Source organism: Micromonospora sp. C97 (genome assembly GCF_018070385.1).
GTDB lineage: Bacteria > Actinomycetota > Actinomycetes > Mycobacteriales > Micromonosporaceae > Micromonospora > Micromonospora parva.
Genome location: NZ_JAGPXU010000002.1, coordinates 277,022 through 292,635, shown reverse-complemented (window position 1 = coordinate 292,635; position 15,614 = coordinate 277,022). Strand labels below are relative to the sequence as shown.

10 protein-coding genes are annotated in these 15,614 nt (G+C 71.6%); 5 read left to right on the top strand and 5 right to left on the bottom strand.

The features are described from left to right. Positions 1 to 12 precede the first annotated feature (12 nt). The gene (gene hemB, locus KBX26_RS04520; RefSeq protein ID WP_210864799.1) at positions 13 to 996 is read left to right on the top strand and encodes a porphobilinogen synthase; all 984 of its coding nucleotides are present in this window, start codon (positions 13 to 15) and stop codon (positions 994 to 996) included. Between the two features lie 539 nt (positions 997 to 1,535). Further along, complete coding sequence (locus tag KBX26_RS04515; protein ID WP_081883737.1) at positions 1,536 to 2,051, top strand: helix-turn-helix transcriptional regulator; 516 nt, start codon at positions 1,536 to 1,538, stop codon at positions 2,049 to 2,051. Between the two features lie 64 nt (positions 2,052 to 2,115). Here KBX26_RS04515 and KBX26_RS04510 read toward each other — a convergent pair whose 3' ends face one another. From KBX26_RS04510 to KBX26_RS04500, 3 genes are all read right to left on the bottom strand, one after another. Continuing rightward, positions 2,116 to 5,394: a lamin tail domain-containing protein gene (locus KBX26_RS04510; protein WP_210864798.1), complete on the bottom strand. Its 3,279-nt coding sequence runs from the start codon at positions 5,392 to 5,394 to the stop codon at positions 2,116 to 2,118. A gap of 91 nt (positions 5,395 to 5,485) precedes the next feature. Further along, a complete protein-coding gene (locus tag KBX26_RS04505; protein ID WP_210864927.1) occupies positions 5,486 to 6,502 on the bottom strand; it encodes a GNAT family N-acetyltransferase in 1,017 nt (338 codons plus the stop codon). 72 nt (positions 6,503 to 6,574) lie between these two features. Then, entirely contained in the window at positions 6,575 to 8,074 is a 1,500-nt protein-coding gene (locus KBX26_RS04500; protein WP_210858215.1) for a lytic transglycosylase domain-containing protein, read from the bottom strand. A 37-nt stretch (positions 8,075 to 8,111) separates the two neighbouring features. Here KBX26_RS04500 and KBX26_RS04495 point away from each other — a divergent pair, with 37 nt between their 5' ends. Both KBX26_RS04495 and KBX26_RS04490 read left to right on the top strand, forming a co-directional pair. After that, positions 8,112 to 8,327, top strand: a complete 216-nt coding sequence (locus tag KBX26_RS04495) for a zinc ribbon domain-containing protein (RefSeq protein WP_030329758.1) — start codon at positions 8,112 to 8,114, stop codon at positions 8,325 to 8,327. A gap of 152 nt (positions 8,328 to 8,479) precedes the next feature. Continuing rightward, positions 8,480 to 11,320 carry an NB-ARC domain-containing protein gene (locus tag KBX26_RS04490; RefSeq protein ID WP_210864797.1) on the top strand — a complete coding sequence of 947 codons (2,841 nt, stop codon included), beginning with the start codon at positions 8,480 to 8,482 and terminating at the stop codon, positions 11,318 to 11,320. Between the two features lie 114 nt (positions 11,321 to 11,434). Here KBX26_RS04490 and KBX26_RS04485 read toward each other — a convergent pair whose 3' ends face one another. Both KBX26_RS04485 and KBX26_RS04480 read right to left on the bottom strand, forming a co-directional pair. Beyond that, complete coding sequence (locus KBX26_RS04485) at positions 11,435 to 11,968, bottom strand: phospholipase (RefSeq protein WP_210861211.1); 534 nt, start codon at positions 11,966 to 11,968, stop codon at positions 11,435 to 11,437. Between the two features lie 179 nt (positions 11,969 to 12,147). Beyond that, on the bottom strand, positions 12,148 to 13,806 hold the full coding sequence (locus KBX26_RS04480; RefSeq protein ID WP_210864796.1) for a glycoside hydrolase family 10 protein: 1,659 nt from the start codon (positions 13,804 to 13,806) through the stop codon (positions 12,148 to 12,150). A 202-nt stretch (positions 13,807 to 14,008) separates the two neighbouring features. Between KBX26_RS04480 and KBX26_RS04475 the strand changes: the two genes are divergently transcribed. Further along, positions 14,009 to 15,511: an amino acid permease gene (locus tag KBX26_RS04475; protein ID WP_210864795.1), complete on the top strand. Its 1,503-nt coding sequence runs from the start codon at positions 14,009 to 14,011 to the stop codon at positions 15,509 to 15,511. The last annotated feature ends 103 nt before the right edge of the window (positions 15,512 to 15,614 follow it).

The following is a 15,614-nucleotide window of genomic DNA, read 5'->3' as shown; positions in this document are numbered from 1 at the left end:
GGAGGCCCTTCCATGTCGTACCCCGAGATCCGGCCCCGCCGGCTGCGCCGCACCCCGGCGGTCCGCCGCCTGGTGTCCGAGACCCGGGTCGACCCGGCCGAGCTGGTCGTGCCGATGTTCGTCAAGGAAGGGCTCACCGAGCCCCGGGCCATCTCGTCGCTGCCGGGGGTACTCCAGCACTCCCGGGACTCGCTGCGCAAGGCGGCGGTCGAGGCCGTCCAGGCCGGTGTCGGCGGGATCATGCTCTTCGGTGTGCCGGAGCAGCGGGACCCGACCGGCTCCGGCGGCATCGACCCGGACGGCATCCTCAACGTGGCCATCCGGGACGTGGTGGCCGAGGTGGGTGACGCCACCGTCGTGATGAGCGACCTGTGCCTCGACGAGTTCACCTCGCACGGGCACTGCGGGCTGCTCGCCCCCGACGGCGCTGTCGACAACGACTCCACCCTGGCCGCGTACGCCGAGATGGCGGTGGCCCAGGCCGCCGCGGGGGTCGGCATGGTCGGGCCGTCCGGGATGATGGACGGCCAGGTCGGCGTGGTACGCCGGGCCCTCGACGCCGCCGGGTACCAGGACGTTTCCGTGCTGGCGTACGCCGTGAAGTACGCCTCCGCCTTCTACGGCCCGTTCCGTGAGGCGGTGGAGTCGGCGCTGGAGGGCGACCGGCGCACCTACCAGCAGGACCCGGCCAACCTGCGGGAGTCGCTGCGCGAGGTCGCGCTCGACGTCGCCGAGGGCGCCGACCTGGTGATGGTCAAGCCGGCGCTGCCCTACCTCGACGTGGTGTCGGCGGTGCGGGCCGCTGTGGACGTCCCGGTCGCCGCCTACCAGGTCTCCGGCGAGTACGCCATGGTCGAGGCGGCCGCCGCCAACGGCTGGATCGACCGGGAGCGGGTGATGTTGGAAACCCTCACCTCGATCAAGCGGGCCGGCGCGCAGGTCATCCTCACCTACTGGGCGGTCGAGGCCGCCCAGCTTCTGCGCGAGCGTTACTGACGCTCGTCCTGCCCCTGACTGACTCTGCCCCTGGCCTGGCCACGCGGCCTCCTCGGGCGCGCCGGGCCGTAAGGGCTCGCCCAGCCGGCCGCGCGGAGTCCCGGGCCTCTCGGCCATGACGGCCAGGCTTCTTCGGCCCTCGTACGCGTTGGCCATTCGTCGCGTCGACCTACTCAGCGTGACCAGCCCAGCCGATCCGCCTTCCCTCTATTCCCCCTTTGCTCTGCACCCATGACGGCGACACCCACGGTCCGTTAGCGGTGCATATCGAACTGCAGAGCAAAGGACACGGTCTGCGGGTTGGGGGTCTGGTGGCCAGGGTTGAGTTTTGCCTGGTCTGGCCGGTTTCGGTCGCTGCCTGCCGGGTCGACTGGACCAGGCGGCGCGAAATCCATGACACAAAGTAATGATGGCGCTGCCAGAGGTCGCCAACACGGACAGTGGTCGGCGGTACAAGGTGTTATCCACAGGCCGGCTCGTTGTCCACAGGCGCGGCCGGCGGGATTGCGGCAGGCTCCGCCAGGCGGGACGGTGACGGCATGAGCGATTCGTCAGCCGCAGCCGAGCCGGTCCTCCTCAGCGAGCCTTCCGACGTGCCCTGGCCGGCCGGCGGTATCGTCCGCGCGGTCCGCCGTCGCGCTGACCTCAGCCAGCGTGAGCTGGCCCGCTGGGCGGGCGTGCACCACGCCACCATCGGCCGAATCGAGGCCGGCCGGATGGTGCCGAGCATCGTCCTGCTCCGGCGCATCATCGCGGTGGTGGGCTGCCGGTTGGCAGTGGTGGACGAGTTCGGCCGGGTGCTGAAACCGATGCGCGACTGGCAGGACACCCGCAACGGCGCGGAGCGCCGCTACCCATCGCACCTGGACACCATCCTCGACCCCGAGTTGGGGGAGTGGTGGGCGGACATCTACGGGCTGGCCCGCCCGCCGGAGACGTTCTACCGCAATCGGGAGGTCCGGGACGCGATGCGTCGGCGCAGCCAGTGGGAGGTGCGGGTGGCCCAGAACCGGCACCTGTCCCCGCCGCCCTGGCCGCCGCGCGGAGTGCTCTGACCTCGGCACGAGAGAGGCCCGCCGACCCGGTACGGGTCGACGGGCCTCGCCGGAACGCGCGACGTCAGTCGTCGTTGATGATCGTGCCGACCGCGAGCGGATCAGCCAGCCGGAGACCGGGTACGCCGGCAACCAGCAACGTCACCTTCTCGTCCGACTCCCGTTTGCGGTCACCGCGCACTGTCACCGGGAAGGTGACCGACGTCTGCCCGGCGGCGAGCGCCTTGCAGCCCGCGTACGGGTCGAAGTCCGAGCCGGCCTGCGCGGTGACGCCGACGGTGGCCGCGCAGAGCAGCACCGGCTGCGACAACGGCCGCGACACGGTGGCGGTGAAGGTGAGCTGCCGGGTGCCCTGGTCGCCCTCGACCACCGTCGCGTCGGCCACCGTCAACGACGCACGGGACCGGAACCGGGCCACCTGCGGGTCGTGGTCACTGGAACCCCGTGACCCGTCGCCGGTGAACTCCGCCGGCCAGTCGGCGTTGATGTGCGCCGCCCGCACCTGCACCAGGTCGCCGTAGAACGCGTCGTTCACGAACAGGTGGTCCAGTGTCTGCGCCTGTCCCTCGAAACTGTACGAGTAGGCCGACGCCGGCACGTCCGCGACGAGGTTGTCCCACAGATTGTGCAGGCCCGCCTCGTACAGCGGGGCGAGCTGGTCCGACGGCGTGGGCTGGTCACCCGTCGCGATCGGATCGTCCGGGCGGGGGAAGACGTTCAGGTCCCCGCCGTAGACCACCCGGGCGGACCCGTCGGCCGCCTCGATCGCGGTGACGATCGCCGCACCGTAGCGCGCCTGCTCCCGCCGCTGCCCGACCCGGCTGTCCGGCCCCGACGAGTAGTGGTTGCTGAGCGCGTACAGGGTGAACCGCTCGGCGGAACCCGGCGCGGCGGCAACGCTGAACTTGCCCAACTGCGGGGCACGGGTGAAGACGTTGGTCCCGTCCCGGCCGGTCGAGGTGTCCACATCCGACGGCAGCACCGCGTTGAGGGCCTTCGGGTTCTGCACGTCGGCGTTGGCCGGCAGGCCCGGAGCCCGGTACTGAACGGTCGGTGCCGAGCCCAGCAGCGGGTCGTTCGCCGTCGCGGCGGCCAACGACAGCCGGTCCGTGCGGTACAGGAACGCGGCGGTGATACCCCGGGCGTCCGCGCCGGTGCGGTCATAGGCGGCGGCGTACGCGGGCCCACCGGCCGCCGCCACCGTGAGCGCCAACTCCTGGATGGTGTCCGGAGCGCCGTCGGCGTTGTTGGTGTCGCCGCAGCTCAACGCGGCCCCGGAGACCGTGCAGATGTCCTGGTCCTCGGCCTCCTGCACCAGGATCAGGTCCGGCGCGTGCAGATCCTTGACGATCTGGTCGGCGAGCGCCGCCAACTGCTCGCGGTACTCCGCCTCGCTGCCCGGGACGTAGTCGAACGGCGGGGTGACACCCGGGCAGCCGGCGTTACCGGTGAAGTCGCAGCCGTCGAACGGGTCGTCCCGGTAGTCGTACAGGTTCTCCACGTTGTAGGTGGCCACTGCCACCTCCTGGGACCGGTCGGCCGGCTTGGGCGGGTTGTTCTTCGACGGGTCGGCCCCGGCGGCGAACTCCGCCCGCTCGACCTGGACGCCGTACTTCTCGAACGAGTAGTAGACCCCGCCCACCGCGTCCGCCCGCAGCGTGTCGAAGGTGTGCGCCGGCGGGAGCAGCGCGGCGCTGTCCCCGGCGGTGGCCTTCACACCCATGCTGCCGAGCAGCGTCCGCTGGCCGTTACCGTCGTCGAAGCGGCGGGCCGGGTCGTTGTCCAGCGGGTGCGAGTCGCGGAAGACCCGCCGGGAGTACGGGTCGGCGCGGTCCAACAGCGGGTCGTCACGGTCGACCACCCACAGCTCCGCGTCGGCGGTGGAGGAGAAGACGTCCCGGCCGCTCACCGCGCCGCTGCCCGCGCGGATCCGCATCCGGGAGCCCTCGTGCCGCTCCCAGAAGCGCTGCGCGTCGGTCAGCACGGCCGGCGGGACCGCGTCGGTCACCGCGACAGCGGTGTCCACGGCCAGGCCACCGCCGATCCGGCGGACCAGCGACGCGCCGGAGAGCTGGGTGAAGTTGTAGTACTCCGACACCCGGGCCCGCAGCACGACCTCGTCGCCGACCGTCGGCACGTAACCGCCGATCAGCGAGGTGAACGCGCCCATGAACACGAAGATCCCGTCGGAGCTGGTCGGGTCGCCGTCGGTGTCACCAACGCGGCTCTGCAGGAAGAACCCGTGCTGATCCGCCCCGGCCGAGGTGCGGGCCACTGTCAACTGGGTGATCACGCCGCGGACGTCGTACATCGTGCTGCTCGTGCCGTTGCCGCTCGCCGGCGCGAGCGGTGACCGGTCGGCGGGCCCGGACTCGGCGTCGGTGGTCGGACCCTGCACCTCGCCGACGGTCAGCTCCCGGGTCACCTGCACGGCCAGCGCGCAGCTGGCGGTGCCACCGCCCGCGTCGGTCGCGGTGAGGGTGACGGTGTACGCCCCGGCGGCGAGATCGGCGCTCACCCCGACAGTGGCGCGGGCGGTGCCGCCCACCCCGTCGGCCGGGGTGAACGCGGTACGGGTGATCGAACCGACGGTCGGCGTCGGGCTGACCGCCGTCACCGCCAGGTCGACGATCGTGTCGTCCGGGTCGGTGCCGGTCACCTCCCGGCTCGCCGCCGTGCCAGCGGCGGTGACAAGGGCGCCGCCGCAGGTCAGCGTGGCCGGTACGTCGACCGGGCCGCCGCCGTCCACGGTGTGCGCGCCCAGCCCGTCGAACGTGTCGACGGGGAAGCCGGCCCACTGGGTGGCAGGGTCGAACGCGTCCGACGGGTCGGTGTCACCGGCGGTCACGTCCGGCATCCGGCGCAGGGTGTTGTCAGCGGTGCTGGTGACGCCGGCACCCCACTCGGTGCCCGGGTCCACGCCGACCTGCCCGACCGAGTCGAGCACCGTGCTGCCCCGGCGCAGCACGATCGCGTCGTCGCCGTTGAAGAGGCTCGCCCCGGTGGTCTGATCGGCCTGGGCGAGGATGGCGGCCCCGGCCGAGGCGCTGGCGAACACGAACGCGTCGCCGGCCGCCACGCTGCCGGTCAGGGCGATGGTGGTCGCCGTGGTGGAGCCGTTGAAGTAGAGCTGCAACTGGTAGCCGCCGGCGGTCAGGTCGATGGCGGAACCGGTGCCGTTGAACAGCTCGATCGCCTTGTTGTTCGACGAACCCTCGACGTACTCCGAGATGAACAGGTCGGTGGGCGCGGCGCTGGCCGCGGTGGGTGCGACGCCGAGCGCCGTGACAGTCACGGCGACGGTGGCGGTCGCGAGCGCGGCGATTGAGCGGCGCGGGCGCATAGGGCCTCCACGATGGGTGGACGGGGTCAACGCACGTTAAGGTGCGCGACTGTCCACCGTCCATCCCCTAATGGACAGTTTCGTGAATTCCTCACCGTGGCGGATCGAGGCGGTGCACCAGCTCAGCGACGTCGACGCTGTATTCGCACCAGTCCCGGTCCGGCCGGTAGCCCAGCTCCGCGTTGACCTTGAGCATCGCCTCGTTGGCCTGGGCGTTCCAGGTCTGCACCTCGATCAGCTCCGGCTCGGCGGAACGCAGCTCCAACAGCATCCTGGCCTTGATCGCCCGATCGATGCCGTAGCCCCGGTGATCCTGCGCGACGATCGTGTCGTACTGGTCGGCGCGGGTCGGGTGCTGCGCCGGCACCACCACCTCGGTCAGGCCGGCCACCTCGCCGCTCTGCTCGTGCCGGGCGAGCACGATGTACGGCTTCATGCCCCGCCGGTGCAGCGTGTCGAGGCTGTCGCGCAGCCGCTCCGGGTCGTACGAGCTGGGGCGCAACTCGCCGTCGTCGACGTCGCGCACCTCGGCCTTGGCCCGCGCGTACGCCTCGAGCAGGTCGTCCGGCGGCCCGCCCGGGAAGAACTCCACCTGGTAGCCCGCGCTGATGCCGGTGGCCATCTCGGCCAGCTCGGCCCAGTCCACCGCGGTCAGGTCGAGCACGCTGCGGGTCTCCACGTACTCCCGGGTGAAGCCGAGCGACTCGTAGAACCCGACGGCGGGCGTGTCGCCGACCACCTCGACCCCGATCGACTGGAAGCCCTCCTGGTAGACCCGGCGGGCGGCACGCAACACCAGGTCACGGCCGAGGCCGGTGCGCCGCACGGACGGGTGCACCAGCACCTCGAGAACACCGATGTCACCCAGAAGGAGGACGTGCACCTGGCCGAGCACCTCGCCCGTGTCGCCCGCAGCGGTCGGCTCGGCCTGGGCGATCCAGGAGATCCGCCGCTCGCCGGGCATCACCTCGGCGAGGTATTCCCGCAGCGAAGTCTCCCGCCAGGGCGGGTCCTGCGGCAGATCGGCCGCCAGGACCGCGTTCAGCGTGGCCAACAGCGACGCGATCTCGGCGGACGACGCGGTCCTGGGGTCCCACTCGCGCACCATCACCCGTCTAGCTTGCCGCTAACAGAGGCCTGGGGGAAGTGTCCAGTTCTCCAACGTATCGAGACGATCACTTCATGACCGACTGGCCCGTCCGTACCGGTTCGCGGTGTCGTAGACGTCCTGGGCGTAGCGCCGTACATCGTTGTAGGAGAGGATCGCGTTCCACCAGTCGCCCGGGATGCTGAGGTTCCGACCACCCTTGCAGAGGTAATTTCCCGCTGCCAGGGCGGCGTCGTCCAGATCGTGCGGGTCCTTGCGGCCGTCGTTGTCGGCGTCCGCGCCGATCTCCTGCCAGGTGGTCGGGATGAACTGCATCGGTCCGATGGCGCGGTCCAGGGTCCGGTCCTCGTCGAGCGCGCCGTCGTCGGTGTCGATGATCCGCATCCGACCCTCCTTCCCGTCCAACGGCAGCCCGATGATGGGGGGCAGCGCCTTGCCGTCCTGCCCCAACCGCGCGCCGTTGGCCGAGCCGTGCCCCGATTCGACCTGACCGATCGCGGCCAGCGTGGTCCAGCTCAGTGCACAACTGCGGTTGGTCTGGGCGAGGACCAGTTCGGCGTAGCCGTACGCCTGCATGGCGACCGGGGGGACGCCGACCTTGGCGCCGACCTGCTGCGCCCAGCCGGCCAGGGCGTCCGACGGGCGGCCGCCGGTCACCGTGCCGGTCGGCAGCCCGGTGCCGGGCAAACCGCCGCTGGGCAGTGGGATGGTGGGCAACGGGCCGGTGGGCAGTGGCCCGGTGGGCAACGGGCCGGTGGGCAGGCCGGACGGTGCCGCCGTCGGTGCGACAGCGCCCGGCGCGGCCGAGGCGTCCACAGCCACCGGACGCGGTGCGCGGATCGTGGCCGGTACGAGCAGCGCACCCGCCGCGGCGGTCGCCGCCACCAGCGCCAGCAGGAAGACGCCGGGCAGGGTCAGCCGACCACTGGGCCGGCCGGCCCAGGCCCGGGTGGCCCGCGCGGCGGCTGCTGCCGCCTGGCGCGGCGGCACACGTACCGCGTGCGCGAACTGCACCCGTCGCCGACGGGCCGGGCCGGACGCCGGCACCGCCGGCAGCTCATCCACAGTGGTCTTCGCCAGATCCGTCGCACCGGCGGTGGCTCCGGTCTTCGCGTCGTCGGCCTTGGGCGTCTCGGCCTTCGCGGTCTCGGTCTTCGCGTCGTCCGGCTTGACCGTCTCGGTCTTCGCGTTGTCGGCCTTGGGCGTCTCAGCCTTCGCGGTCTCGGCCTTTGCTTCCTCGGCCTTGACCGTTTCGATCTTTGCGTCGTCTGCCTTGACCGTCCCGGTCTTTGCGCCAGCGGGTTTGGGCGTCGCCGCCTTGGCCGCCTCGGTCCTGGGGGCCTCGGTGTTGACCTCGGGCGCCGTCGGCGAGGCGGGCACAGTGGCCGGTGGCGTGGCCGTCGCGCCCTTCGAACGTCCGCTCAGCCAGGGACGGCGCGGGCGGGGCACCGCGCGCACCGGATCGGGCGCGGCCCCCGAACCTTCGAGTGGCCCCTCCAGCGGCGCGGCCGGTCGTAACGGTTGCACACGCGTGTCGTCCTCGCCGTCCACCACCTGTTGAGTATCACCCATACTCCGCCAACCGCCAGATCCACGTACGCTGGGTGGCATGCCCCGGTACGAGTTCCGCTGCCGCGCCTGCGGCGACACCTTCGAGGTCAACCGTCCGATGGTGGCTGCCGGTGAGCCGGCCAACTGCCCACAGGGACACGCCGACACGGTCAAGCTTCTTTCCGCGGTCGCGGTCACCGGCCGGGGCGGTGCCGCCGGTGGTGCCCAGACCCCCGCCGCCGGTGGCTGCTGCGGCGGTGCCTGCGGCTGCTGATCGGGCCAATTCGCCGCCGCCTGATGGTCCGGCCTTGCCGGGATCGGGTCCGAGTGGCACGTTGAGGCGGCATCTGCCCGGCCGTTCTCACGATGCGTGATCGCTCGAACTCAGGCAGCATGAACCCGACGTCACGGGCGGAGGTTCCTCGCATGTCGCCACGGATCCAGCTCCCGAGCGGTTGGGTGACCTTCGTGTTCACCGATATCGAGGGCTCGACCCGGCTGGCCCAGCTGCTGGGTCCGGACTATCGCCCGGTGCTCGCCGAGCATCGACGGTTGCTGCGCCGCACGCTGGCCAGCACTGGTGGCGCGGAGCTGCTGACCGAGGGCGACTCGTTCTTCCTGGCCTTCGAGGACGCCACCGCGGCGATGACCGCGTGCCTGACCGCCCAGCGCGCGCTGGCCAGCCACGACTGGCCCACCGCCGAAGCCGCGCCGCGGGTGCGGATGGGCCTGCACACCGGCTACGCCGAGCCGCGCGACGGCGAGTACGCCAGCCCCGAGGTGCACCGGGCCGCCCGGGTGGCCGCCGCCGCGCACGGCGGACAGGTGCTCTGCACGGCGTCCACCGCACGTCGGGCCGAGCCGATGCCGCCGGGTGCGACACTGCTCGACCTCGGTCTGCACCGGCTACGCGGCTTCGACGACCGGGAACGACTGTTCCAACTGGTGGCCCCGGGCCTGGAGCGGCAGTTCCCCCGGCCCCGCACCGCCGACGCGGTGGCGCACAACCTGCCCACCCAGGTGACGTCGTTCGTCGGCCGGCAGGCCGAACGCATCGAGCTGGGCCTGCTGGTGCGGCAGCACCGCCTGGTCACCGTGCTGGGCGCGGGTGGCGCGGGCAAGACCCGACTCGCGGTGGAGCTGGCCAGCGGAGTTGTCGAGGCGTACCCGGACGGGGTCTGGTTCGTCGACATCGCCTCGGTGACCGACCCGGGGCTGGTGGCGTTCGCCATCGCCGCGGTGCTGGGCCTGCGTCCCGAGCCCGGCCGGCCGATGCTGGACACCCTCGTCGAGTACGCGGCCAACCGCCGGATGCTTGTCGTACTGGACACCTGCGACACCCAACCGGCCGCCTGCGCGGAGGTGATCGCGCGGTTGCTGTCCGGCGGGAGCGGGGTGCGGGTGCTGGCGACGAGTCGCGAGTCGTTCAGCCTGCCCGGCGAGGTGGTGTGGCGCATTCCGCCGCTCTCGGTCGACCCGCGCGCCGACGGTGCGGAGAGCGACGCGGTGGCGCTGCTGCTGGACCGCACGGCGGCGGCGCGTGGCGGTCGGCAGCCGGACCCGGCCGAGTCCGCCGACCTGCGTCGGGTCGTGCAGCGGCTGGACGGGCTGCCGCTCGCCATCGAGTTGGCCGCCGCCCGGCTGCGGGTGCTCTCCGTCGGCCAGCTCGCCGAGCGGCTGGACGATGTCCTCGGCACCCTGGACGCCGGCCGGGTGGACCCGGACCCGCCGCCGGTGGAGCGGGGCTGGTCCGGCAACCAGCAGGACACCGTGGACCTGGTCGCGGCGGCGGCCGGTGCGTCACCGCCGAGCCCGGCGAGCCGGGCGGTGCAGCGTTCGGCCACCGAACGGCATCTGACCATGCAGGCCACCGTCACCTGGTCGTACCGGACGCTGGGGCCCCGGGCCGCCCGCCTGCTGCGGTGGCTGGCGGTCTTCGCCGGCCCGGTGGATCTGGAGACGGTGGAATGGCTACTGGGTGACGACCCGCTGGACCCGCTCTCGGTGCTGGTGGACAAGTCGATGGTGTTGGCCGAGCCGCGGGCTGCCGGCAGCACCTACCGGATGCTCGACCCCATCCGGGCGTACGCGGCACGTCGGCTGGTCGAGGCGGGCGAGGAACAGGCCGCCCGGGACCGGCACGTGGCCTGGTCGGCCCACGCGTTGGACCGGGCCCACCTGGGTCAGGACGGCCGGCCGGTGACGCTGTCGTTGTATTCCCTCGACCCGCTGGCGGGGGAGCTGCGCGCCGCGCTGCGCTGGTGCGCCACCGGCGGCAGCGCCCGCGCCGGTCTCGGTCTGGCGGGCGGGCTGGACCAGTGGTGGCTGGAGCGTGGCCTGGCCCGGGAGGGGCGGCTGTGGCTGTTCCGGCTGTACGGGCGGATCGCGGAGACGGGAGAGCGGATCCCGGAGGCGGAGCTGGCGGCGGCGTACCACATGCATTCGTTGCACGCGAGCGCCGATGGCGAGTTCGCCGAGGAGCTGCGCTACTCCCAGCGGGCGGAGGCGGCGGCCCGGCAGGCCGGTGACGCCGGTCTGCTGGCCCGGGTGCTCGCCGGCCGGGCCGCGCCGCTGGTGGACATGGGGCAGTTCGTCGAGGCCGAGCGGGTGTGCCGGGAGGTCATCGACTGGGCGCACGGGCAGGACGTGGTCGGCGAGGCGCTGTTCGCGGTGTTCAGCCTGGCTGAGCTGCTCTGGCGGCGGGGTGCCCTGGAGGAGGCGGCGGAGCTGTTGGGCGCGGTGCGTCCGGTGGAGGCGGCCCGCCCCGTGGAGCGCGGCCGGCGTTCGGTGGACATGCTGCTCGGGATGGTCGCGTTGGCCCGTGGCGATGTGATCGCCGCCCACGAGCACCTGCTGGTGGCGTTGCGTTCGCGGATGGGCCACGGCTACCACGGCCGGGCGTGTGACACCTTGAACGCGGTCGCGGTGCGGTGTGCGATCGGCGGGGAGCGGTTGACCGCCGCCCGACTGTTCGGTGCCGCGCAGGCGACCCGGGCGAGCATGCGGGCCACCCCGGGGATCTTCGGCGGTTACTGGGCGCAACAGCAGGGGGAGTTGCGCGCGGTGCTGGGCGACGCGGCCTTCGACGACGCGTACGGCGAGGGTGCCGAACTGGGGTTGGACGAGGCCGCCGCGCTCGCACTGGACGTGGAACACCCGGACCTCGCGGCGGATTCGACCCGCTTCAGTACGGGCCTGTCCCAGCCGACCCCACGCCGTCCCGCCGACCCCGACCGCCACCCGGCCACCCGCACCGAAGGCGCCTAACCCCCACCCTGGCCCACCCCCTGTCCGTGTTGATCAAGAGGTTTGCGTCAGAAAACGCGCCTCCGGTGACCGAAACCTCTTGATCAACACAGTTCAGGGGGTGGGGTTCAGCGGTTACTGGCGGGCTTTGGCTTCGGCGTCGGCCTTCATTCGGGCGGCGCGGTCGATGTCGGCCTGCTGGACGGCTGCCACCGAACCGAAGATGCTGACCGCCTGGTAGTAGGTCCAGGCCAGGCTGTAGCAGGCCGGCCGGACGACCGAGTTGTACGTGGCGCAGACCCGCTTCAGGTCCTCGTAGAAGGCGCTGTCGAGGCGGGACTTGTTGGCGGGGAACTGGCCGACCGCCTTGTAGTTGCGGTAGCCGAAGTCGTGCCGGTAGCAGCCCAGGTTGAAGGTGAACCCGAGCGGGTTGTCGGGGCTGGACGAGCAGTAGTCGGTGGACCAGTTGAAGTTGTACTCGGCCCAGGGGGCCCGGTTGACCCGGGCGCTGTTCCACGAGTTGTAGCTGGACGCGCTGGTCTGGGTCCAGCTCGACAGCACGGAGAGCTTCTGGGCGGGGGTGACGGCGGCGGCGGGGGAGGCGATGGTGAGGGTGGCGAGCAGCGCTAACGCGCCCGAGGCGAGCAGGGTGGCGAGACGTCGGGGCACGGGTTACCTCCGCGGGGGGTGAGCGGTGGGACCGAAGTTACCGGCGGGTTACCGGATGTCGATGAGTGTCGATCAGCTGATCAACTACGCGGTATGTGCCTCGCCAACTATTGGTGACATGCGTTGAAACAGACGAATGCCCCGGACGCGCGTGGCGTCCGGGGCACTCAGGAACTGAGTCAGCGCAGCACGAAGGCCGGCGGGCTCGCGGGGCTCTCGTTGGCGGACCGGTCCAGGGCGGTCAGCTGGTAGGTGTAGCGCCGGCCGGGCTCGGCCGAGGTGTCCACCCAGGACTGGCTGGCACCGGCCGTGGCGCGGACGGTGCCGACCAGGTTCGCCGCGTCGGCAGTGGCGCACCGGACGGGCAGCGTGGTGCCGTCGAACCGGTAGATCGCGTACGAGGTGGCGGTGCCGAGCGGGCCGACGCCGTCGGCGGGCTGCCGCCAGGTGAGCCGGACCCCGTCGGCCTGCCGGGTCGTCTTGGTGACCACCGGGAAGAGCAGCGGGCGGGCCGGCAGGTGGGGCATGGCCGGCACCAGCGCCGGGCGGGAGTAGTGCTCAGCCGCGTAGATGTCGGTGGCGCCGAGCCGGTTGGCCCGTACCTGCACGGCGGAGAAGTGCACGTTGCCCTGCACCTCCGGGTACGACCGGTTGAGCGTCAGGTGGTCGGACAGTTCGCGTGGGTTCTGCCAGAACGACCCGTACGCCGGGTCGCCGCTCTTGTAGTCGGCCTGGCCGATGTAGAGCTGCACCCGGGTGCCACGCACCGTCTCGGCCCACCACGGCACCAGGCGCGCGTAGTCCGCCGCCGGGTACTGGCCGATGTACCAGTAGAGCTGCGGCACCACGTAGTCGATCCACTCCTGTTTGATCCACTTACGGGTGTCGGCGGAGATGATGTCGTACGACTGGCTGCCGGTGGTGTCCGAGCCGAGCGGGTCGGCGGTCTTGTTGCGCCAGATGCCGAACGGGCTGACCCCGAACTTCACCCACGGCTTCGCCGCCTTGATCTTGCCGTTCATCTCCTGGATCAACAGGTTGATGTTGTCCCGCCGCCAGTCGGCCCGGTCGGTGAAGCCCCGGTTGTGGGCCGCGAAGGTCGCGTCGTCCGGCACCTGGTAGGTGCCGCTCGGGTAGGGGTAGAAGTAGTCGTCGAAGTGGACGCCGTCGATGTCGTACCGCTTGACCGCGTCCATCATGGCGGTCTGGACGAACTCGCGGACCTCGGGGATTCCCGGGTTGTAGTAGAGCCGGCTGCCGGCCACTCCGGCCGGTGGGTAGGCGAACGTCCACTCGGGGTGCTGCTGGGCCGGGTGGCCGGGGGCGAGTTGGGCCAGGTCGGCGCCGGCGCCGCCGGGGGCCGGCATGGAGACGCGGTACGGGTTGAACCAGGCGTGGAACTCCAGGTTCCGTTTGTGCGACTCGTCGACCAGGAAGGCCAGCGGGTCCCAGCCGGGGTCCTGGCCGCGTACCCCGGTCAGGTATTCCGACCACGGCTCGTACGGCGAGGGCCAGAGCGCGTCGGCGGTGGGCCGGACCTGCACCACGACGGCGTTGTGGTTCAGGCGCCCGGCCAGGTCGAGCAGTTCGCGGTACTCGGCCTGCTGGGCGGCGATCCGGTCCGGCGCGGTCTGGGACGCCTTGCTGGGCCAGTCGATGTTGACCACCGACGAGATCCACATGGCCCGGAACTGTCGCTTGGGGGTGGCCGGGTCGGTGGCGCAGGCAGTGGTGGTGGTGTCGGCCGCGCTGGGCGCGGCGCTCGCGGGGGTGACGCTGACAAATGTGCCGAGCAGGGCTGCGACCAGCCCGGCGGCTCCGAGTTGGGTGGCTTTCATGCGGTGTGTCCCTTCGGTGGGGCTCCCGGATGTTTCGCGCGGCGCGCGGCAACATTCGCCGTCGGTGTCCGCGTTCCTGGTAGGAAATTTTCACAGTCTGGCCATCGCCGCAAGAGTTCGGGGTTGACCAATCGCGCCGCTGGGTAGCAACGGCGGTCACCGGCCGCCACGGAGGTGGTCGCACGGTGGGAGGGGTGACCGGGTGTCCGTGCTGCGCACAAAACCAATCAAGGACGTGATAGCCCAGGGTGAGGCGGACGGCAGCGACGGCCAACTGGGGCTGAAGCGGCGCCTCGGCGCGATCGACCTCACCGGCTTCGGCATCGGCATCGTGATCGGCACCGGCATCTTCACGCTCACCGGGATCGAAGCCCGGGACAGCGCCGGGCCGGGCGTGGTGATCTCCTTCGCCATCGCCGGCGTGGTGGCCCTGCTCGCCGCCCTCTGCTACGCCGAACTGGCCTCCAGCGTGCCGACCGCCGGCAGCGCCTACACCTACGCGTACGCCACGATGGGCGAGATCGTCGCCTGGATCATCGGCTGGGACCTGCTGCTGGAGTTCGCGCTCGGCGCCGCGGTGGTGGCCCGGGGCTGGTCCGGTTACCTCGCCGAACTGCTCGACCTGCCGACCCGGTGGTTCGGCGAGGAGGGCAGCACCGTCAACGTTGGCGCCATCGCCATCGTGCTGATCCTCGGCATCGTGGCGATCGTCGGCATCCGCGAATCCGCCCGGATCACCAACCTGCTGGTGCTGGTCAAGGTGGCCATCTGTGTCTTCGTGGTGGTCGCCGGGCTGTTCTTCGTCAAGGCCGCCAACCTCACCCCGTTCATCCCGCCGGCCGAGCCCGCCGGAAGCGGCGACGACGGCATCAAGCAACCGGTCACCCAGGCGCTGTTCGGGCTGGAGCCGTCGGTCTTTGGTTTCGTCGGGGTGCTCAGCGCCGCCGCCGTGGTCTTCTTCGCGTACACCGGGTTCGAGGCCGTGGCCAACCTCGGCGAGGAGACGCGCAAGCCCAAGCGGGACCTCACCCTGGGTCTGCTCGGCACGCTGCTGATCTCCACGGTGCTCTACATCGGCGTGTCGCTCGTGGTGGTCGGGATGGTGCCGTACACCGAGATCGACCGGGGCGCCCCGATCGCGTCCGCCTTCGAGTCGGTCGGCGCGGGCTGGGCGGCAGTCCTGGTCTCCATCGCCGCCGTCGCGGGCCTGACCAGCGTCATCCTGGTCGACCTGGTAGCCATGGGCCGGATCGGTTTCGCCATCGCCCGGGACGGGCTGATCCCACCCTCGATCGCGAAGGTGCACCCGCGTTGGGGCACCCCGTACCGGATCTCGGCGATCATGACGGTGGCGGTCGCGCTGCTGGCCGGCTTCCTGCCGCTGTCCGCGCTGGCCGACCTGGTCAGCATCGGCGCGCTCTGCGCCTTCGTGCTGGTGTCGGTGGCGGTGCCGATCCTGCGCCGCAGGCGGCCGGACCTGGAGCGGCCGTTCCGGGTGCCGTTCTCGCCGGTGCTGCCGATCGTCTCGGCGCTGGCCTGCTTCTACCTGATGCTCAACCTGTCGGTGGAGACCTGGCTGCGGTTCCTGGCCTGGATGCTGCTCGGCGCGTTGATCTACTTCGGTTACGGCTACCGCCGCAACCGGTTGGCCCGACACGAGCCCGCAGTCGCCCCGGGTCCCCGTGAGCCGACCGCCGACAGCTGATCCGACGGAACGAGGAAGGGCCCCGTGCCGCTGCGAGGGGCCCTTTCCCTGTCGCTGGTACCCCTGGCGGCGGTGGCGCTGACGGTATGGTGCGCCCGTCACC